Source organism: Arthrobacter sp. NPDC057259 (assembly GCF_042668995.1).
GTDB lineage: Bacteria > Actinomycetota > Actinomycetes > Actinomycetales > Micrococcaceae > Arthrobacter.
In genome coordinates, this window is the sequence record NZ_JBHUYA010000004.1 from 267153 (window position 1) to 285460 (window position 18308).

The 18308-nt window shown below is 70.1% G+C and carries 17 protein-coding genes; 12 read left to right on the forward strand and 5 right to left on the reverse strand.

What is annotated here, in order from left to right:
- Positions 1–188: 188 nt before the first annotated feature.
- From ACFUCU_RS09000 to ACFUCU_RS09025, 6 genes are all read left to right on the forward strand, one after another.
- On the forward strand, positions 189–1793 hold the full coding sequence (locus tag ACFUCU_RS09000) for a S1C family serine protease (protein ID WP_377972089.1): 1605 nt from the start codon (positions 189–191) through the stop codon (positions 1791–1793).
- Positions 1794–2045: 252 nt separating this feature from the next.
- Positions 2046–2846: an electron transfer flavoprotein subunit beta/FixA family protein gene (locus ACFUCU_RS09005; RefSeq protein ID WP_377972091.1), complete on the forward strand. Its 801-nt coding sequence runs from the start codon at positions 2046–2048 to the stop codon at positions 2844–2846.
- Positions 2847–2857: 11 nt separating this feature from the next.
- Positions 2858–3808 carry an electron transfer flavoprotein subunit alpha/FixB family protein gene (locus ACFUCU_RS09010; RefSeq protein WP_377972093.1) on the forward strand — a complete coding sequence of 317 codons (951 nt, stop codon included), beginning with the start codon at positions 2858–2860 and terminating at the stop codon, positions 3806–3808.
- A 4-nt stretch (positions 3809–3812) separates the two neighbouring features.
- Positions 3813–4592, forward strand: a complete 780-nt coding sequence (locus tag ACFUCU_RS09015; RefSeq protein ID WP_377972094.1) for a PIG-L deacetylase family protein — start codon at positions 3813–3815, stop codon at positions 4590–4592.
- A gap of 70 nt (positions 4593–4662) precedes the next feature.
- Complete coding sequence (locus ACFUCU_RS09020; protein ID WP_290255708.1) at positions 4663–5196, forward strand: gluconokinase; 534 nt, start codon at positions 4663–4665, stop codon at positions 5194–5196.
- Between the two features lie 35 nt (positions 5197–5231).
- Positions 5232–6641 (forward strand): gluconate:H+ symporter, encoded by a 1410-nt coding sequence (locus ACFUCU_RS09025; RefSeq protein WP_290255707.1) that lies wholly within the window; start codon positions 5232–5234, stop codon positions 6639–6641.
- 92 nt (positions 6642–6733) lie between these two features.
- On the opposite strand, the gene ACFUCU_RS09030 is transcribed toward ACFUCU_RS09025, so the two are convergent.
- From ACFUCU_RS09030 to ACFUCU_RS09045, 4 genes are all read right to left on the reverse strand, one after another.
- Positions 6734–7654: an anti-sigma factor domain-containing protein gene (locus ACFUCU_RS09030; protein WP_377972096.1), complete on the reverse strand. Its 921-nt coding sequence runs from the start codon at positions 7652–7654 to the stop codon at positions 6734–6736.
- A gap of 1 nt (position 7655) precedes the next feature.
- Positions 7656–8258 (reverse strand): sigma-70 family RNA polymerase sigma factor, encoded by a 603-nt coding sequence (locus tag ACFUCU_RS09035; protein WP_364132913.1) that lies wholly within the window; start codon positions 8256–8258, stop codon positions 7656–7658.
- A 207-nt stretch (positions 8259–8465) separates the two neighbouring features.
- Entirely contained in the window at positions 8466–8933 is a 468-nt protein-coding gene (locus ACFUCU_RS09040) for a tRNA (cytidine(34)-2'-O)-methyltransferase (RefSeq protein WP_377972098.1), read from the reverse strand.
- 29 nt (positions 8934–8962) lie between these two features.
- Complete coding sequence (locus tag ACFUCU_RS09045) at positions 8963–9934, reverse strand: J domain-containing protein (protein ID WP_377972099.1); 972 nt, start codon at positions 9932–9934, stop codon at positions 8963–8965.
- A 126-nt stretch (positions 9935–10060) separates the two neighbouring features.
- Between ACFUCU_RS09045 and ACFUCU_RS09050 the strand changes: the two genes are divergently transcribed.
- On the forward strand, positions 10061–11005 hold the full coding sequence (locus ACFUCU_RS09050; protein WP_377972100.1) for a diacylglycerol/lipid kinase family protein: 945 nt from the start codon (positions 10061–10063) through the stop codon (positions 11003–11005).
- A 7-nt stretch (positions 11006–11012) separates the two neighbouring features.
- Positions 11013–11699, forward strand: a complete 687-nt coding sequence (locus ACFUCU_RS09055) for a hypothetical protein (protein WP_377972102.1) — start codon at positions 11013–11015, stop codon at positions 11697–11699.
- Here the strand turns inward: ACFUCU_RS09055 and ACFUCU_RS09060 are convergent.
- Positions 11606–12613, reverse strand: coding sequence for a DMT family transporter (locus tag ACFUCU_RS09060; RefSeq protein ID WP_377972104.1), 1008 nt, complete (start codon positions 12611–12613; stop codon positions 11606–11608). The two genes, ACFUCU_RS09055 and ACFUCU_RS09060, sit on opposite strands and share 94 nt — an antisense overlap.
- A 127-nt stretch (positions 12614–12740) precedes the next feature.
- Between ACFUCU_RS09060 and ACFUCU_RS09065 the strand changes: the two genes are divergently transcribed.
- The 4 genes from ACFUCU_RS09065 to ACFUCU_RS09080 all read left to right on the forward strand — a co-directional run bounded on the left by ACFUCU_RS09065 (position 12741) and on the right by ACFUCU_RS09080 (position 18308).
- Entirely contained in the window at positions 12741–13967 is a 1227-nt protein-coding gene (locus ACFUCU_RS09065) for a cysteine desulfurase family protein (RefSeq protein WP_377972106.1), read from the forward strand.
- Between the two features lie 143 nt (positions 13968–14110).
- Positions 14111–15235: a tRNA 2-thiouridine(34) synthase MnmA gene (gene mnmA / locus ACFUCU_RS09070; RefSeq protein ID WP_377972107.1), complete on the forward strand. Its 1125-nt coding sequence runs from the start codon at positions 14111–14113 to the stop codon at positions 15233–15235.
- A 215-nt stretch (positions 15236–15450) separates the two neighbouring features.
- Positions 15451–17085, forward strand: coding sequence for an ABC transporter substrate-binding protein (locus ACFUCU_RS09075; protein ID WP_290255697.1), 1635 nt, complete (start codon positions 15451–15453; stop codon positions 17083–17085).
- A gap of 131 nt (positions 17086–17216) precedes the next feature.
- Positions 17217–18308 carry an ABC transporter permease gene (locus ACFUCU_RS09080; RefSeq protein WP_290255696.1) on the forward strand — a complete coding sequence of 364 codons (1092 nt, stop codon included), beginning with the start codon at positions 17217–17219 and terminating at the stop codon, positions 18306–18308.

An 18308-nucleotide genomic window follows, 5' to 3' on the forward strand; every position in this document is an offset into this window, starting at 1 on the left:
CAGGTGTGAAGCCGCAGGTCGCTGTGGCAATTCCATTTGATTCTATGGTGCCCCCCGGGGGCAGTCCATCGCCGGGAATATGCCACCAGCGAAAAGCCGCGGCGTTCAGGAACCTCCCAGCGAATGTCCGCAGTTGTACCAGTCTGAGCGACCATAGTTAATGGCAGACACGGATGAAAGGAAGTTCCATGACTGAGAACCCACTGCAGGGCGGCTCGCCGGATCCAGCACAGCCGGAGCGGGAGCCGGGCGAGGGCACGGACCGGTACGGCGCACCTGCGCAGGGTTCCGGCCAGGAGAACCCCACGATGCGGATTGACCAGCCGGGCCAGGACGCCCCGCGCCCGGTCTACCCGCAGCACCAGCCGGCCTACGGCCAGAACCCGTCAGCCCAGAACCCGTCCCCGCCAACGCAGCAGTTCGGCGCCCCGGGACAGCAGTCGGGCGCTTACGGCGAGCACCAGCACGGCCAGCACCAGAACCAGCAGGGCCACTTTGCCGGCTGGACCGGCCAGCAGTCCCACCAGGCCCACCCCCAGCACGCTCCCGGTTCCTCGTTCAACCACCCCAACAACGCGCCGCGGCGCAAGGCCGCCTTCGGCGTCCCGGTCCTGATCGCCAGCATGCTGGCGGCCGGCCTGGTGGGCGGCGGCGTCGTGGCCGGCAGCAGCGCCCTGATCGGCGGCCGGCAGGTCTCCTCCACCGGCAGCAGCACCCAGCCCGGCACGGTGATCGTCAATAACAAGGACGACGTCAACGCCATCACCGCCGCGGCGCAGAAGGCCTCGCCCAGCGTGGTGACCATCAAGGCCACCAGCGGCTCCGAGGGCGGCACCGGCTCCGGCATCATCCTCGACGGCGAGGGCCACATCCTCACCAACACCCACGTCGTCACCCTGGACGGCAAGACCGCCAAGGCCGCCGTCGAGGTCCGCCTCAACGACGGCAAGGTCTACAGCGCGAAGATCGTCGGCACGGATCCACTCTCGGACCTCGCCGTCATCAAGGTGGACAACGCCAGCGGCCTGGTACCGGCCAGCCTGGGTGACTCCAGCAAGCTGAACGTCGGCGACACCGCCGTCGCGATCGGCTCCCCGCTGGGCCTGACCGGAACCGTGACGGACGGCATCGTCTCCACCCTGAACCGCACCATCAGCGTCGCGTCTTCCGCCGCCCCCAAGGATGGCGCGGACAACTCCCAGGGCGGTGACCAGGGCTTCCAGTTCGCCCCTCCGGGCGGCGGCCAGGCGCCCAGCACCAGCAACCAGGGCAGCATCTCGATCAACGTGATCCAGACCGACGCGGCCATCAACCCTGGCAACTCCGGCGGTGCCCTGGTCAACAGCAAGGGCGAAATCATCGGCGTCAACGTGGCCATCGCCTCGGCCGGCGGTGACTCCAGCAGCGGCAGCAGCAGCGGCAACATCGGCGTCGGCTTCAGCATCCCGATCAACAACGCCAAGCGCGTGGCCCAGGAGATCATCAGCAACGGCAAGGCCAGCCACGGCCAGCTGGGCGTCAGCGTCAAGGCCAAGCCCTCCGGCTCCTCCGCCTCCGGCTTCTCGGTGGGCGCGGACGTCGCGACGGTGGAGCCCGGTTCCGCCGCGGACAAGGCCGGCATCAAGGTCGGCGACGTCGTGACCAAGTTCCAGGACCTGGTCATCAGCGACCCCAACCAGCTCACCGCAGCCGTCCGCGAACAGGCCGCCGGCGCCACCGTTAAGGTCACCGTCCTCCGCGGCGGCCAGGAGAAGCAGGTGGACGTCACCCTGGGCGCCGCAGCCGACCAGTAACAGCAGAACCACTAACACTGGCAACAGCCCGGCCGCAGCGACGGCCGGGACCCGCACCAGGAAGGGGCCGCCCGGAACCGCAAGGTACCGGGCGGCCCCTTCCTGACATCCGGCTTAACCCCGGCCGGAAGTGGCCGCCGCTATATGGTTAGCTAGGAAGACCCGGCCGCGCCGGGAACCGCTCCCAGGCCACCACCCACCGGGCTGGCTGCCCCCGCACGGAAGGCTGCTGTAGACACAGTGGAAGAACCCTTGAAGATCATTGTGCTGGTCAAGCACGTACCGGACGCCCAGTTCGACCGCCACCTCAGCGGCCCGGACAACACCCTGGACCGGTCCGAAAGCATCCTCTCGGAGCTGGACGAGTACGCCCTCGAGGCGGCCCTGCAGCTGATCGAGGCCCGCGGCGGCGAGGCCGCCGGGAACAAGGTCATCGCGCTCAGCATGGGACCCGCGGGGGCCGTCAATGCCATCAAGAAATCCCTCCAGATCGGCGCCTCCGAGGGCGTGCACCTCTCCGACGACGCCCTCGCCGGCTCCGACGCGGCCGCCACCTCCCTGGCCCTCGCCGCCGCCGTCCGCCACCTCGGCGCCGACGCGCCAGCGGACCTCGTCATCACCGGCATGGCCTCCACCGACGGGGAGACCTCGCTGGTCCCCGCGCAGCTGGCCGAACGTCTGGGACTGCCGCAGGTCACCTTCGCGGCCAGCCTGGAGATCGACGGCGGCACCCTCACCGCCCGCCGCGAGGGGGACACCTCCGCGCTCACCGTCGAGGCGGACCTTCCCGCCGTCGTCTCGGTCACGGACCAGATCAACGACCCCCGCTACCCCAACTTCAAGGGCATCATGGCGGCGAAGAAGAAGACCATCACCACCCTGTCCCTCGCGGACATCGGCGTCGACCCGGCACAGGTGGGACGCTCCGGCTCGTGGACCGCCGTCGAGACCGCCGAGGCCCGCCCGCCGCGCACCGCCGGGACCATCATCACCGACGAGGGCGACGCCGGCATCCGGCTGGTCGACTTCCTCGCCGCCCAGAAGCTGCTCTAAGGGGATCATCCATGGCACACGTACTGGTTTTCATTGACAACCCGGGCGAGGCGCTGAAGAAGTCCAGCCTGGAACTGCTCACCCTCGCCCGGAGCCTGGGCGAGGCCTCCGCCGCCGTCACCGGCGAGCTGCACGACGGCGCCGCAGCCACGCTCGGCGATTACGGCGTCCACGTCCTCTACCGGCCCTCCGCCGCGGACCTGGAGGACTACCTCGTCGCCCCGAAGGCCGCCTTCCTGGCCGCAGCCGTCCGGGAGAGCGGGGCCACCACCGTGGTGTTGGACAACACCGCCGAAAGCCGCGAGATCGCGGCCCGCGCCGGGATCAAGCTTGAGGCCGGGGTCATCACCGACGTCGTCGCCGTCGATCCGGACGGCACCGCGCACAAGCCGGTCCTCGCCGGGTCCTACACCACCACTGCCCGCGCCACCACCGCCGTGGCGCTGCTGACCGTCAAGGCCAACAGCATCACCGCCGAACCCGCCGCCGAGGCCACGGCGCCGCAGACCGCCACCGTCGAGGTACCGGCCGACGCCGGCGCCGCGGCCCGCGTGGTCTCCCGCAGCGCCAAGGCCGCCAGCGGCCGTCCCGACCTGACCGAGGCCCGGGTGGTCGTGGCCGGCGGCCGCGGCGTCGAGGGGAACTTCGGCCCGCTCGAGGAGCTCGCTGACGCCCTGGGCGGCGCCGTCGGCGCCTCCCGCGCCGCCACGGACGCGGGCTGGATCGGCCACGACGCCCAGATCGGGCAGACCGGCAAGACCGTCTCCCCGCAGCTCTACATCTCCGCCGGGATTTCCGGCGCCATCCAGCAGAAGGCCGGCATGCAGACCGCCCAGGTGATCGTGGCGGTGAACAAGGACGCCGAATCGCCGGTGTTCGAGATCGCCGACTTCGGCATCATCGGAGACCTGTTCCAGGTCCTGCCACAGGCCACCGAAGAGATCAACAAACGCAAGGGCTAGGCATTTGAACACCACCGCCACTTCGGCGCAAAGCCCGTTCGACCCGGCGCAGCACCGGATCGGGCGGGTGCTTTGTTTCACCGCGCACCCGGACGACATCGACTTCGGCGCCGCCGGCACCATCGCGGCCTGGACCGCGGCCGGGGTCGAGGTCAGCTACTGCATCATGACCGACGGCGACGCCGGCGGCTTCGACCCGGACACGCGTGAGGAGATAGTGCGGCAGCGGATCGAGGAGCAGCAGCACGCCGCCGGCCTCGTCGGGGTCACCGACATCCACTACCTGCACCAGCGCGACGGCTACCTCGAACCCACCCACGAGGTGATCCGGGACGTGGTCCGGCTGATCCGCACGGTCCGGCCCGACGTCGTGCTCGCCATGCACCCGGAACGGAATTGGACCCGGATCCAGAAGAGCCACCCGGACCACCTGGCCGTGGGGGAGGCCGTCACCCGTGCGGTCTACCCGGCCGTGGAGAACCCGCTCGCGTACCCGGAGCTGGCCGCCGCCGGCCTGAAGGCCTACAAGCTTCCCTGGCTGTGGCTCTTCGCCGGCCCGGAGGAGCGGGAGAACCACTTCGTCGATGTCACCGGCCAGGTGGAGCAGAAGCTCGCCGCCATCCACGTCCACGTCAGCCAGCACCCCGACGTCGACGCCATGGACCGCACCGTCCGGGGGCTCCTGCGGTCCACCGCGCAGCGCGGCGGACTGCCGGCCGGCCGCAGCGCCGAGGCGTTCCACGTCGTGGCGGTCAACGGGCCGGAGACCATCGCCGGGTTCTAGTGTTTGTTTGCCCGCCCCCACTGCCATATGCTGACCATGTTTAAATCATATTTATGGAAGGCAGACTTTAATGGCGAAGACTGCGCAGCACCCCGTCCTTGTCATCATGGGCGTCTCCGGATCCGGTAAATCCACCGTCGCGGGCCTGCTGGCCGGGCGCCTCGGCTGGGATCTGGCCGAGGGCGATGACCTGCACCCGGAGTCCAACGTCGCCAAGATGCACTCGGGCCAGCCACTGACCGATGAGGACCGGTGGCCCTGGCTCGAACGCATCGCGGAATGGATCCGGGACCACACCGACTCCGGCCGGCCCGGCGTCGTGACCTGCTCGGCCCTGAAGAAGCGGTACCGCGATGTGCTCCGCGGGGAGGGCGTCACCTTCGTCTTCCTCGAGGGCAGCAAGGACCGCATCTCGGACCGGCTCGCCTCCCGGCACGGACACTTCATGCCGCCGGCGCTGCTGGACTCCCAGTTCGACGCGCTGGAAAAGCCCGCCGCGGACGAGAACGCCATCACCCTCTCGGTCGGCGCGACGCCCGCCGAAGAGGCCCAGGAAATCATTGACCGGCTCCACCTCGAGGCCGCCGGCACCGCCGCGCTCTGACCTTTCCGGCCACCCCCTCCCTTTAGGAATACCCTGTGAAATCTCTTGCCCTGCAGCTTCCCGCTGCCGTCGAGGCCTGGTCCGGCCACGACACCCAACTCCTGGTGGTCGCCGCCGTGGGCATCGCGCTCATCGTCGTCCTGATCGCCAAATTCAAGCTCCACCCGTTCCTGGCCCTGGTCCTCGGTTCCGCGTTCGTGGGCCTGGCCTCCGGCGTCGAACTGGCCAAGATCATCAGCAACTTCGAGGACGGCGTTGGGGGCGTCCTCAAGGAAGTCGGCCTGCTGATCGCCCTCGGCGCCATGCTCGGCAAGCTGCTGGCCGACTCCGGCGGCGCCAACCGCGTGGTGGACACGCTGCTGGCCAAGGCCACCGGCAACCGCGTGGTCTGGTCCATCACCCTGGTGGCCGTCATCATCGGCCTGCCGATGTTCTTCGAAATCGGCCTGGTGCTGCTGCTGCCGGTGATCGTCCTGGTCACCCAGCGGTCCAAGATGCCGCTGATGCGCATCGCCATCCCCGCCCTGGCGGGCCTGTCCGTGCTGCACGGCCTGGTGCCACCGCACCCCGGACCCCTGATCGCGATCAGCGCCGTCAAGGCCGAGCTGGGCACCACCCTGGCCCTGGGCCTGCTGGTGGCCGTCCCCACCGTCATCATCTGCGGCCCGCTGTTCGCCCGGCTCGCCGCCCGCTGGGTGCCGGTGGGTGCCCCCGAGGTTGCCGGCGGCATCGACACCCGGCACGGGGCCGACCTGGAGGGCGTCAAGCGCCAGCCCAGCTTCCTGGTGACCCTGCTGACCATCATCTTCCCGGTGGTCCTGATGCTGCTCAAGGCCGTCGTGGACATCGTCTGGCCGGACCCCAAGACCGCCCCCGCGGCGCGGGTGTTCTTCGACTTCGTCGGCCAGCCGCTGGTCGCAATGACCCTGGCGGTGCTGCTCGCTATCGTGACCTTCGGCTACGCCGTCGGCTTCACCGGCAACAAGATCACCACCAAGATCGGCGCGAGCCTGGGCCCGATTGCCGCGATCCTGCTGATCGTCGGCGCCGGCGGAGGCTTCAAGCAGACCCTGATCGGCGCCGGCGTCGGCGACGCGGTCAAGAAGTGGGCCGAGGGCGCCAACATGTCCGTCCTGGTCCTGGGCTTCATCGTGGCCGTGGCGCTGCGCCTGGCCACCGGCTCGGCAACCGTGGCCACGGTGACCGCGGCCGGTATCGTCGGTCCGCTGGCCAGCTCGCTGTCCCCCACCCACGCCGCCCTGCTGGCCCTGGCGATCGGTGCCGGCTCGCTGTTCCTCTCGCACGTCAACGACGCCGGCTTCTGGCTGGTCAAGGAACTGTTCGGCCTGAGCGTGGGGCAGACCTTCAAGACCTGGTCCGTGATGGAGACGCTGATCTCCGTGGTGGGCTTCGGCTTCGTGATGCTGCTCTCGCTGGTGATTTAGCGCCGTTCAACTGATACAAGAAAGCCGCGCCGGTCCCGGAATTCCGGGGTCGGCGCGGCTTTTGTCGTTGTAGAGATTGTTCGCGCGGCCGCTCAGGCTCCCAGCGAGGCCGCCGCCACCGTGGGCATGGTGGGTGTCTTGGACCCTCCCACCGGTTCCACCGTGATGCCCAGCGCCGCCGCGGAGCCGATGCCGGTGACCACGGCGGGCTTGGACAGCGCCTCGGCGTCCATCAGCCCCTTGGAGACCGGGGCCGACCCGTCCTTGGGGATCAGCCACATCTGGTAGACCTTGCCGGACGGGGGAGCGGGCACGCCGTTCATCTTGACCACGACGGCGTCCTTGGACGAGGACAGCGTCAGCGACGCCGTGCCGCCGCCGATCACGTCGATGGTTTCCTTCTTCACGTCACCGGCCTGCAGCACCTGGGCCATCGGGTCGTTCTGGTTGGCGATGTAGGCACCCACGCCCACGCCGCCGACGGCGACGGCGGCCGCCGCTGCGACGCCGATCAGCCAGGTACGCATGCCCTGCGGCCGGCGGCGCTGCTCCCGGCGGTCCCGGGCCGCGGCGAGGTCGTCGGTGCCGGTTGCCTGGGCCGCGTCCCGGACGGGCCGGGCGACCACCGGGGCGGAGGCGCCCGGGAGGGCTACGACGGGTGCTCCTGACTCCGGGGTCCCCGATTCCGGGGTCGCAGGGGTCGACGCCGAGGCGGCCGCGGGCAGCGCGGCGGAGATCTTGTCGAACAGCCCGGCGGGTGGTTCCTCCTCGGCGGTGAAGCTCATGGCCAGGGTCTCCCGGGCCTGACGCACGCGTTCCTCGAACTCGGCCCGCTCAGCGGCGGGGGCGGAGGACAGATAGCGGTCGACGGCGTCGCGTTCGCCGTCGTCGAGGGCGTGCAGCGCGTACACCTCGGCCAAGTCGACGGCGCGGCCGGAGGCGAGATCGGTGGCGATGTCGTCGGAGAAACCGCCGGCGGGTCGCCCGCCGTTCAGCGGATTAATGTCGTTCATCTCAACTCACCCCCAGGCAGTTCTTCAGTCGGATCAGGCCGTCGCGGATGCGGGACTTGATGGTGGGCACGGCGGCGTTCAGTTTCTCCGCCACCTCACGATAGGTAAGCCCGCCGTAGTAGGCGAGCCTGACGGATTCCTGCTGCGTATCCGTCAGCGTTTCCAGGCACCGGACCACCGCCTCGGCCTCGAGCCGGCCGCCGACCTCGTCGGACACGGAGTCGTGGTCGATGTCCTGGCTGCTGGCACCGTAGCGGGCCTCCCGGTCGCTGGCGGACTGGGTTGAGCGGACCTTGTCCACGGCGCGCCGGTGCGAGATGGTCATCAGCCAGGCCAGCGGGCTGCCGGCGGCAGCGTCGAACTTGGCCGCGTTCTGCCAGACCTGGAGGAAGACCTCCTGCGTGGTGTCCTCGCTGAGTTCGGGATCGATCAGGACACGGCGTGCCATGCCGAAGACACGGCGGGACGTGAGCTCGTAGAACTCGGCAAAGGCGGACTGACTGCCGCCGGCGATCTGGTCGAGCAGCACGCCGAGCCGGTGGTTCACATCGGTGGTGCTCGTCGGGGGAGCGGCCTCGCGGTTCGGGGCGTTCGGAGTTTCCATCACCTTCAAGCATAGGCCGCCGCCGCCCGTGCGGAGATCAGGCCGGGCGTGCGGGGAGTGCCCCGCCCGGTGCGGTCCGCCGGACCTGTGTACCTGGAGTGTGCTCACCGGCCGCTCCTCGCTCCTTTCCTTGGTTGGCATTTGTGGTGTCCATGAAGGATTCGGCGCCGCGCCGGAGTTGGATGGGAGGGACTTAAACGGGGCCGTTCAGAGCTTGGCGCCGGCGAAACCGTTCTGCCGCCACGCCTCGTAGACGGCGATCGAGGCGGCATTGGCCAGGTTCAGCGAACGAAGCGCCGGCAACATGGGCAGCCGGACCCGCGCGGTGACGTGCGGGTCGTGTTTGGCCTCCTCGGAGAGGCCCACGGATTCCCTGCCGAACATCAGCACGTCCCCGGGGCGGTAGGCGATGTCCGTGTAGGAGGTGTCGCCGTCGGATGTGAAGGCGAAGACCCGTTCGGGTTGCAGGGCCTCCCACGCCGCGGCCAGGTCCGGGTGCACCGTGACGACGGCGAGGTCGTGGTAGTCCAGGCCCGCGCGGCGGAGCTTGGCGTCGGAGAAGTCGAAGCCCAGCGGCTCCACCAGGTGCAGCTGTGCCCCGGTGATGGCCGCGAGGCGGATGGCGTTGCCGGTATTACCGGGAATTTCTGGGCTGTCGAAGAGGATGCGGAACACGTTCCCATCCTAGCCAGCGGCCCCGGCCGCTAATGCATCCCGCGCAGCAGCCGGGCCAGGACCGGCACCAGGACCGTGTTGGGGGCCGGACCCGAGCCGAGGAACCGCTTTAGTCCCCGGGCCAGGCCCGCGGCGTTGACCACCTGGACGGTCTCCAGGGCGTCCTCCCCGCCCCGCCGGCGTCCGGGCCGGTCGATCACCGGCTCGTGCAGGTTGCCGTCGGTGCTGTGCACCACGGTCCAGCCGGTGACGTTGAGTTCGGGGAAGATGTCCTGCATCCGCCGGACCACGTGGGCCAGTTGCGGCGGGGCGACCGAGCGGCCGCCGTGGTTCAGGGTGCGTCCATCCCAGGCGTACGCGCCCGGGGGCAGCAGCATGGAGCCGATGATCGCCATTCGGTAACCGGAGAGCAGTACGTGATCGATGTGGCTGTTGTCCGCCGGGGACTGCAGCCCGTTGATCAGCCGGGCGGCCGGGATGCCGGGGAGGACCTGCCGGGAGAGCAGCTGCACCGTCCGCAGTTCGCGCTGGATCCGGGCCTCGGCACCGAAGATGCCCCGGCGGCGGGGCATCCCGTGGACCTGCTGGCGCGCCGTTGATGCCGGAATCAGCGGCACCTCGCCGGCCGCCGCCAGGTCCTCGAAGGAGGGGACGTTCACCGGGGCGTCCGCGGCGGTGCTGCGCGGTGTGTTGGGCCGGCGCACGTGGGCCGAGGCGCGGCTGCCGGCGGCCGGGGCGTCGAAGTGCGCGCCCTCGTCCTCCGGCGGAATCCTGCTGGCGGCCGAGGTCCCGCTGCCGTAGGAACGGTCGTAGTCAGCCCGGCGGCGGGCGTCGATGAGGGTCTCGTAGGCCAGGGTGACACGACGGAACGTGGCCGGGTCCCCGCCGTGGTCAGGGTGGGCGGTGCGTGCGGCCTTCCGGTACGCCACCTTAATGTCCTTCTCCGTCGCCGTGACCGGAATCCGAAGGACCTGGTAATGCGAACTGCTGCCCTGCGTCACGCACCGTTCCTTTGCCTCGAGGGGACTTCCCGCCGGCGGCTCCGGCGTCGCCAGTTTAACCGGCTTGAGGGGAACAACGAGCGCGGAGCCGTGGAAGGTTCCCCGGCGGCTGGCATAATTCAGGCCATGAAGATCGCCCTCGCCGTAAACCCCCGCGCCTCGTTCGGCCGCGGCCGGCACGCCGGCGGGGCAGCGGCGGAGTGTTTCCGGGCTGCCGGCGCGGAGGTGGAGCTGCTCTGCGAGGACAGCTATGCCGCCCTCGCCGCGCGGGTGGCCGACGCTGTCGCTGGCGGAGTGGACGCCCTGGTGGTGGTCGGCGGCGACGGCATGGTCCACCTGGGCGTCAATGCGCTCGCCGCCGTGCCCGCCGTCGCCGGGGCCGACGGCGGCGCCCCCGAAGGCTTCACAGGGACTGCCGCCGGGACCCCGCTGGGCATCATCCCCACCGGCACGGGCAACGACCTGGCGCGGATGCTGGAGCTGCCGCGGCATGACATTCCTGCCGCGGTGGAACGCGTCCTCGCGGCCCTCGGCTCCGGCGGCCGGCGGATCGACGCCGGCCGGGCGGTGTCTGCCGGCCGGACGCACTGGTTCGCCGGCGTCCTCTCCGCGGGCTTCGACGCCGCCGTCAACGAACGTGCCAACGCCTGGCGCTGGCCGCGGGGCCAGTCCCGCTACAACCTGGCCATGCTCCGCGAGCTGGCCGGATTCACAGCCATCGACTACGCCCTGACCATCGACGGCGAGCGCCGCCGGCAGGGCGCCATGCTGGTCTCGGTCGCCAACGGCCGCTCCATGGGCGGCGGCATGGCGATCGCTCCGGAGGCGAGCCTGGAGGACGGTCTTTTGGACCTGTTCGTGGTGCACCCGCTCTCCCGTGCCGCGCTCCTGGCGGTCTTTCCGAAGGTCTTCACCGGCCGGCACGTCGGCCATCCCGCCGTGGAACTGCGCCGGGTGCGCCGGGTGGTGCTGGAGGCCGACGGCGTCGTCGCCTATGCGGACGGCGAGCGGCTGGGACCCCTGCCCCTGACCATCGATGTGGTGCCCGGGGCCCTCCGGGTGCTGGCCTAGGAGTCCAATGCCTGCCTGCCCGTTCCGCCGCTCCCCGGCCGCGGCCCTGCCCTTACTGGGGGTCCTGCTGCTGGCCGTGTCCGGGTGCAGCGTCGGCGTCCCCGACCCGGCCGCCCCGGCGCCCGCCACCTCCACCGGCGTGCCGGCCCCCGCCACCCCTATCGTCACCCCGGGCCACGACGCGGACGCCGTCGCCACCCGCGACCTGCCCTTCAGTGCGGGGGAGAGCCTCGCCGCCGGGGTCCCCGTCCAACTCTCCGACGGGCTCAAGGACGCCCCGGGCTGGTCCGCCGCGGGGCAGGGTACGGCCGGGGCCAGCATCTACAAGAAGGCCGACGGCTGCCAGGCGGCGGCCCGGGTCAGCACCAACCAGGGGCCGCTGGCGGTTCCGGGGGATGACAAGGCCTCCACCGAGGCGCTGTTCCACTACCTGGACCCGAGCATCCTGCCCGGTTACCTCGCCACCGACACCCTTCGCTGGGGCGGCGACGCGGACAAGCCCGGCCCCCGCGTGGAGGTACTGGTGTACGACGGCGCCGCGGCCGGCACGCGGGCAGCGGTCAGCTACGCCCGGATGTTCGCGAAGGCAGGCTCGTCGGTCTACGTGTCCGTGGCGTGCCCGGACCGGGGCTCGCTGGCCGCGGCCCGCGCCGACGTCGCCGCGCGCCTGGCCGTGCTGCCGCCGTCGTCCTGACGGGCGGGGGACGCCCAAGAGGCCGTAGCCGGGGCCGCTGTGAGCGGCAGGGCCCGGGGCTGGCCCCTTAGCCCGGTCAGCAGCACCCCGGCGATGACCAGGATCCCGCCGAGGATCTGCACCACCGTCAGCGCCGTGCCCAGCGCCACGGTGATCGCGGCGGTGAACACCACCATCAGGTTCAGGTAGTTCCCGGCTGTCCCGGGCGGGGTGGTCCGCAGGGCAAGGTTCCAGAACAGGTAGGCGCCGAGTGAGGGGAAAACGGCGATGTAGGCCAGCGACCAGGCCTCGGCCGGGGTGTCCGGCAGCCGGGCGTGGAAGGCCAGCGCCAGCGGTGCCAGGGTCACGGAGGCCATGGCCACCTGCACCGCCGTGGCGGCGATCGGCGGCAGCGCCAGCCGGCGGGCGATGATCGTGTAGCAGCCCCAGACCACGATCGCGCCGATCATCAGCAGCTCACCGGTGTTGATGGACAGGCTCAGGATCCGCTCCAGCTGGCCCTGGGTCAGGACCAGCAGCACCCCCAGCAGCCCCAGGCCGATGCCCAGCCAGCCCAGCCGGGTGGTGCGCTCGCCCAGGAACAGCACCGCCAGCACCACGATCAGGGCCGGGTTCGCCGCGGTGATGAGGGAGGCGTTCACCGCGGAGGTGAAACCCAGCGCCCCGTACAGCAGGAGGGTGTAGCCGCTCATCCCCAACGCGCTGAGCAGGAGCAGCACCGGCCAGCGGCGCAGCACCGCGCGCCAGTCCGGCTTCTCCACGACGTGGGCCAGGGCCAGCAGCGGCAGCGCGGCCAGGGTCCAGCGCCAGAAGGTCAGGTCCAGCGGCGACATGGACGCCACGGCGGCCTGCCCGACGACGAAGTTTCCGGACCAGAACAGGGTGGCCAGGACCAGGTACAGGGGCGCTTTCACCGCTCGAATGTACACCAGCGCGCCGGGACCGGACCGGCACCCGTTTCGACGTCGTTCCGCAGTGGATTCAGTAGCGGCCCCGCGGGCGGCCACCGACGGCGGGACGGGCCGCCGGTAGAATTGGAGGGTGCCTGCCTACCTCGACCATGCCGCCACCACCCCGCTCGCCGCGGAGGCGCTCGCCGCCCTGACCCGGGAGCTTGCCCGCACCGGCAACCCCTCATCGCTGCACGGCTCCGGCCGCCGGGCCCGCCGCGCCGTCGAGGACGCCCGCGAGGCGCTCGCAGCCGCAGCCGGGGCGCACCCCTCCGAGATCATCTTCACCTCGGGCGGCACCGAGGCGGACAACCTGGCCGTCAAGGGCCTCTACTGGGCCCGCCGCGCCCAGGATTCCCGCCGCACCCGGATCCTGTGCTCCACGATTGAACACCACGCCGTGCTGGACACCGTCGAATGGCTGGAACGGCACGAGGGCGCCGAGGTGGCCTGGCTGCCCGTGGACTCCGACGGCGTGCTGGACCTGGCCGCGCTCGCGGCCGAACTTGAGCGTGACCCGGAGTCGATCGCCCTGCTCACGCTCATGTGGGCCAACAACGAGGTCGGCAGCATCCAGCCCGTAGCTGAGGCCGTGCGGCTGGCCCACGCCACCGGCGTGCCCGTCCACTCGGACGCCGTGCAGGCCTTCGGATCCCTGCCGGTGGACTTCCGCGCCAGCGGCCTGGACGCCATGTCCATCTCCGGCCACAAGATCGGCGGCCCGGTGGGGGTCGGGGCCCTGGTCCTGGGCCGCGCCGTCACCCTCACCCCGGTCCAGCACGGCGGCGGGCAGGAGCGTGACGTGCGCTCCGGCACGCTCGACACGGCCTCGATCGCGGCCTTCGCCGCCGCCGCGGAGGCGGCCACGGCCCGGCTGGCGGAGGAGACCGCCCGGATCACGGCGCTCCGGGACCGGCTGATCGACGGCGTCCGCGCCGCCGTGCCGGAGGCGGTGCTGCGCGGCGCCCCGGGGGAGGGCCGGTTGCCCGGCAACGCCCACTTCACCTTCCCCGGCTGCGAGGGCGACTCGCTGCTGTTCCTCCTGGACCTCGCCGGGGTGGAGTCCTCCACCGGCTCCGCCTGCACCGCCGGGGTCCCGCGTCCCTCCCACGTGCTGCTGGCCATGGGGCTGGACGAGGACACCGCCCGCGGCGCGCAGCGCTTCAGCCTGGGCCACGCCTCCACCGACGCCGACGTCGACGCGCTGCTGGCCGCGTTGCCCGGCGCGTACGCCCGGGCCCGGCAGGCCGGCATGGCCGGGCACGAATCCAGCATCCAGACCGCGGGCACCGTGGCCCGCCGCAACGCCCTGGGCTAGGCCTCCCGACGGCGCCGCCGGCCGGGCCGCCGCCGACCGCGGCCCGGGGCGGTTTTTGGGGCAGCCTCCGGCGCGGCGGTAGAATCGGGGCTGGGCGTTGTGTTATTCCGGCGCCCTCCTCCCACTCCCCAGAGAAAGCCAGTATGCGAGTTCTTGCAGCCATGAGCGGCGGCGTCGATTCGGCCGTCGCAGCAGCCCGCGCCGTCGAAGCCGGGCACGACGTCGTCGGGGTCCACCTGGCGCTCTCCCGCATGCCGGGAACGCTGCGCACCGGCAGCCGCGGCTGCTGCACCATCGAGGACTCCCGGGACGCGTGGCGGGCCTGCGACGTGCTGGGCATCCCGTACTACGTCTGGGACTTCTCCGAGCGGTTCAAGGAGGACGTGGTCCAGGACTTCATCGACGAATACGCCGCCGGCCGCACGCCCAACCCGTGCATGCGCTGCAACGAGCGGATCAAGTTCGCGGCGCTGCTGGAGAAGGCGATCGCTCTGGGCTTCGACGCCGTCTGCACCGGCCACTACGCCAAGGTCATCACCGACGCCGATGGCAACCCCGAGCTGCACCGTGCCGCGGACTGGGCCAAGGACCAGAGCTACGTCCTGGGCGTGCTCACCCACGAACAGCTCAAGCACTCGATGTTCCCGCTCGCGGACACCCCCTCCAAGGCCGAGGTCCGCGCCGAGGCCGAACGCCGCGGCCTGTCCGTGGCGAACAAGCCCGACAGCCACGACATCTGCTTCATCCCCGACGGCGACACCGCCGGATGGCTCGCCGAGAAGATCGAGATGACCGGCGGCGACATCGTGGACGAGACCGGCGCCAAGGTGGGCGAACATCCCGGTGCGAACGCATTCACGGTCGGCCAGCGGCGGGGCCTCAAGCTCGGCACGCCCGCCGCCGACGGCAAGCCCCGCTTCGTCCTGGAGATCCGCCCGAAGGAGAACAAGGTGGTGGTGGGCCCCGAGGCGCTCCTGGCCATCGACGAGATCCGCGGCATCAAGGTTTCCTGGGCCGGTCTGCCGATCGCCGAGATCGCCACCGGCGCCGACTTCGACTGCCACGCCCAGGTCCGCGCCCACGGCGACCCCGTGCCCGCGTCGGCCCGGATGGAGCACGTCGCCGGTTCCGGCGAGCTGGTGGTCACCCTCGCCGAGCCGCTGCGCGGGGTTGCCCCGGGCCAGACCGTGGTGCTCTACCAGGGCAGCCGGGTCCTCGGGCAGGCGACGATCGACGCCGCCCGCTCCCTGCAGAGGGCGGCCCTCTAGCCGCTGCTGCCTTCCTTCCGGAGGGCCGGAAACCGGCCCGAAACCTGAAGGAAACGATGAGAAGCCCCGCGTGGTGTAAATTTTGTGTCTCAACTCACAAGATTTAGCGGTACACCCTGCGGTGTTCTGGTTGAATCAGAAAATCAGGACCGTGCGTCGCCCCGAGTCGAGCTTTTCGGCGGCCCACGAGCACTCATCGAACAGAAAGTTCACAGATGGCAATGAACAAAAAGGCCCTGCAGAGCGCCATCGCGCTGGCCGGGGTTTCCGCCTTTGCATTGACGGCCTGCACCGGCCCCTCCGGCGGCGGAACGTCCTCCGGTGGCTCGGCCTCCGGTGGCGCCATTACGTACGGCACCACCGACAAGGTGGTCACGCTCGACCCGGCAGGCTCCTATGACGCCGGTTCGTTCATGGTGATGAACCAGATCTACCCGTTCCTGCTCAACTCCAAGCCGGGCACGGCCGACTCCAGCCCGGACATTGCCGAGTCTGCCTCCTTCACCACCCCCACCGAGTACACCGTCAAGCTCAAGTCCGGGCTCAAGTTCGCCAACGGCCACGCCCTGACCTCCTCGGACGTGAAGTTCTCGATCGACCGCGTCGTGAAGATCAACGATGACAACGGCCCCGCATCGCTGCTGGGCAACCTGGACTCGGTCACCGCCAAGGACGACACCACCGTCGTCTTCAAGCTCAAGGAAGGCAACGACCAGGTCTTCCCAGGCGTGCTCGCCGCCAACGCCGGCCCGATCGTGGACGAAGAAGTCTTCCCGGCCGACAAACTGATGAGCGACGACGACATCGTCAAGGCCAAGCCCTTCGCCGGCCAGTACACGATCGAGAGCTACAAGAAGAACGAACTGATCAGCCTCAAGGCCAACCCCGACTACAAGGGCCTCCTGGGCAAGCCGGCGAACGACAGCGCCACCATCAAGTACTACGCCGACTCCAACAACCTCAAGCTCGATGTCCAGCAGGGCAACATCGACGTCGCCGGCCGCAGCCTGACCGCGACCGACGCCGCCGACCTCGAGAAGGACTCCAAGGTCAAGGTCCACAAGGGCCCGGGCGGCGAGCTGCGCTACATCGTCTTCAACTTCGACACCATGCCCTTCGGCGCCAAGACCCCCGAGGCCGACCCGAAGAAGGCCCTGGCCGTCCGTCAGGCCATGGCCGACATTGTCGACCGCGACGCGATCGCCACCCAGGTCTACAAGGGCACCTACCTGCCCGCATACTCCGTCGTTCCGGACGGCTTCGTCGGCGCCATCAAGCCGATGAAGGACATGTACGGCGACGGCAGCGGCAAGCCCAGCCTGGACAAGGCCAAGCAGGCCTTCAGCGACGCCGGCGTCACCGGCCCGGTCACGCTGAAGCTGCAGTACAACCCGGACCACTACGGCAAGTCCTCCGGCGACGAGTACGCCATGATCAAGGAGCAGCTGGAGAAGTCCGGCCTCTTCAAGGTCGACCTGCAGTCCACCGAGTGGGTCACCTACTCCAAGGACCGCACCAAGGACGTCTACCCCGTCTACCAGCTCGGCTGGTTCCCGGACTACTCCGACGCCGACAACTACCTGACCCCGTTCTTCATCCCGGGCAACTTCCTCAAGAACCACTACGAGAACCCGGCCGTGACGGACCTGATCAAGAAGCAGCTCACCACCGTTGACAAGGGTGAGCGCGAAAAGGTCCTTGGTGACGCCCAGACGGCCGTCGCCAAGGACCTGCCCTCCCTGCCGCTGCTCCAGGGCGCCCAGCTCATGGTTGCCGGCAAGGACGTCCAGGGCGTCGACAAGACCCTCGACGCATCCTTCAAGACCCGGCTTGGCGTAATTTCCAAGTAGGTCCCATCCCCATCCGGTCCTGACCAGCCACAGAGGCGGGGCGCCCGCGCGGCGTCCCGCCTCCGTGCTGAGGGCAGGACAACCGATTCCCAAGGCCCACGAAGCCGACGGAAACACACATTTAGGTACCAATGACAACACTTATCGAGGCACCGCCCAGCGATGCCGACGGCCTGATGCCGACCAAGAAGAAGTCGTCCGGCGGGGGACTGGGCCAATACATCCTGATCAGGTTCCTGCTGATCTTTCCGACCATCCTGATCCTCGTGACGCTCGTGTTCTTCCTGATGCGGATTACGGGCGATCCGATCACTGCGGCCCTCGGCGGCCGGCTCCCTCCCGAGCAGCTCGCCGAGCGGATCCACTCCGCCGGCTATGACCGGCCCATCTTCGTCCAGTACTTCGAGTACCTGGGCCAGCTCATCACCGGCAACTTCGGCACCACGCTCTCGGACAACCGCCAGGTCTCCGAGATGCTCACCACCTACGGCGCCGCGACCCTCGAGCTGTCCATCAACGCCCTTCTCGTGGCCCTGGTGGTAGGCATCCCGCTGGGCATGGTGGCCGCGCACCGCCGCGACAAGGCCCCCGACGCCGTGCTGCGCATCTTCGCGATCCTCTGCTACGCCACCCCGGTGTTCTTCGCCGGCATGCTGCTGAAGCTGACCTTCTCCGTGTGGCTGGGCTGGCTGCCGGTCGCCGGACGGGCGAAGACCTCCACCGAACTGGCCCTCACCGCGCTGTCCGCGCCGACCGGGATCTACTGGCTGGACTCGCTGCGCAGCGGCAACATGGCCGCGCTCGGCGACGTCACCGCGCACGCGGTGCTGCCCGCCGTCGCCCTCGGCCTGCTCACCGCCGGCATCTTCCTGCGCCTGGTGCGCACCAACGTCATCGGCACCCTCGGCAAGGACTACGTCGAGGCCGGGCGTTCCCGCGGCGTCAGCGAATACCGCCTGGTGACCAAGCACGCCTACAAGCCCGCGCTGATCCCGATCATCACGGTCATGGGCCTGCAGATCGCCGTCATGCTCGGCGGTGCCGTGCTGACCGAGACCACCTTCGAATGGAAAGGCCTGGGCTTCCAGCTCGCTACCTACCTGACGGCCCGCGACTTTGTGGCCGTCCAGGGCATCGTGGTGCTGCTGGCCGTAATCGTGGCCGTAACCAACTTCATCGTGGACATCGTCGCCGCGCTGATCGACCCCCGCGTGAGGTACTGA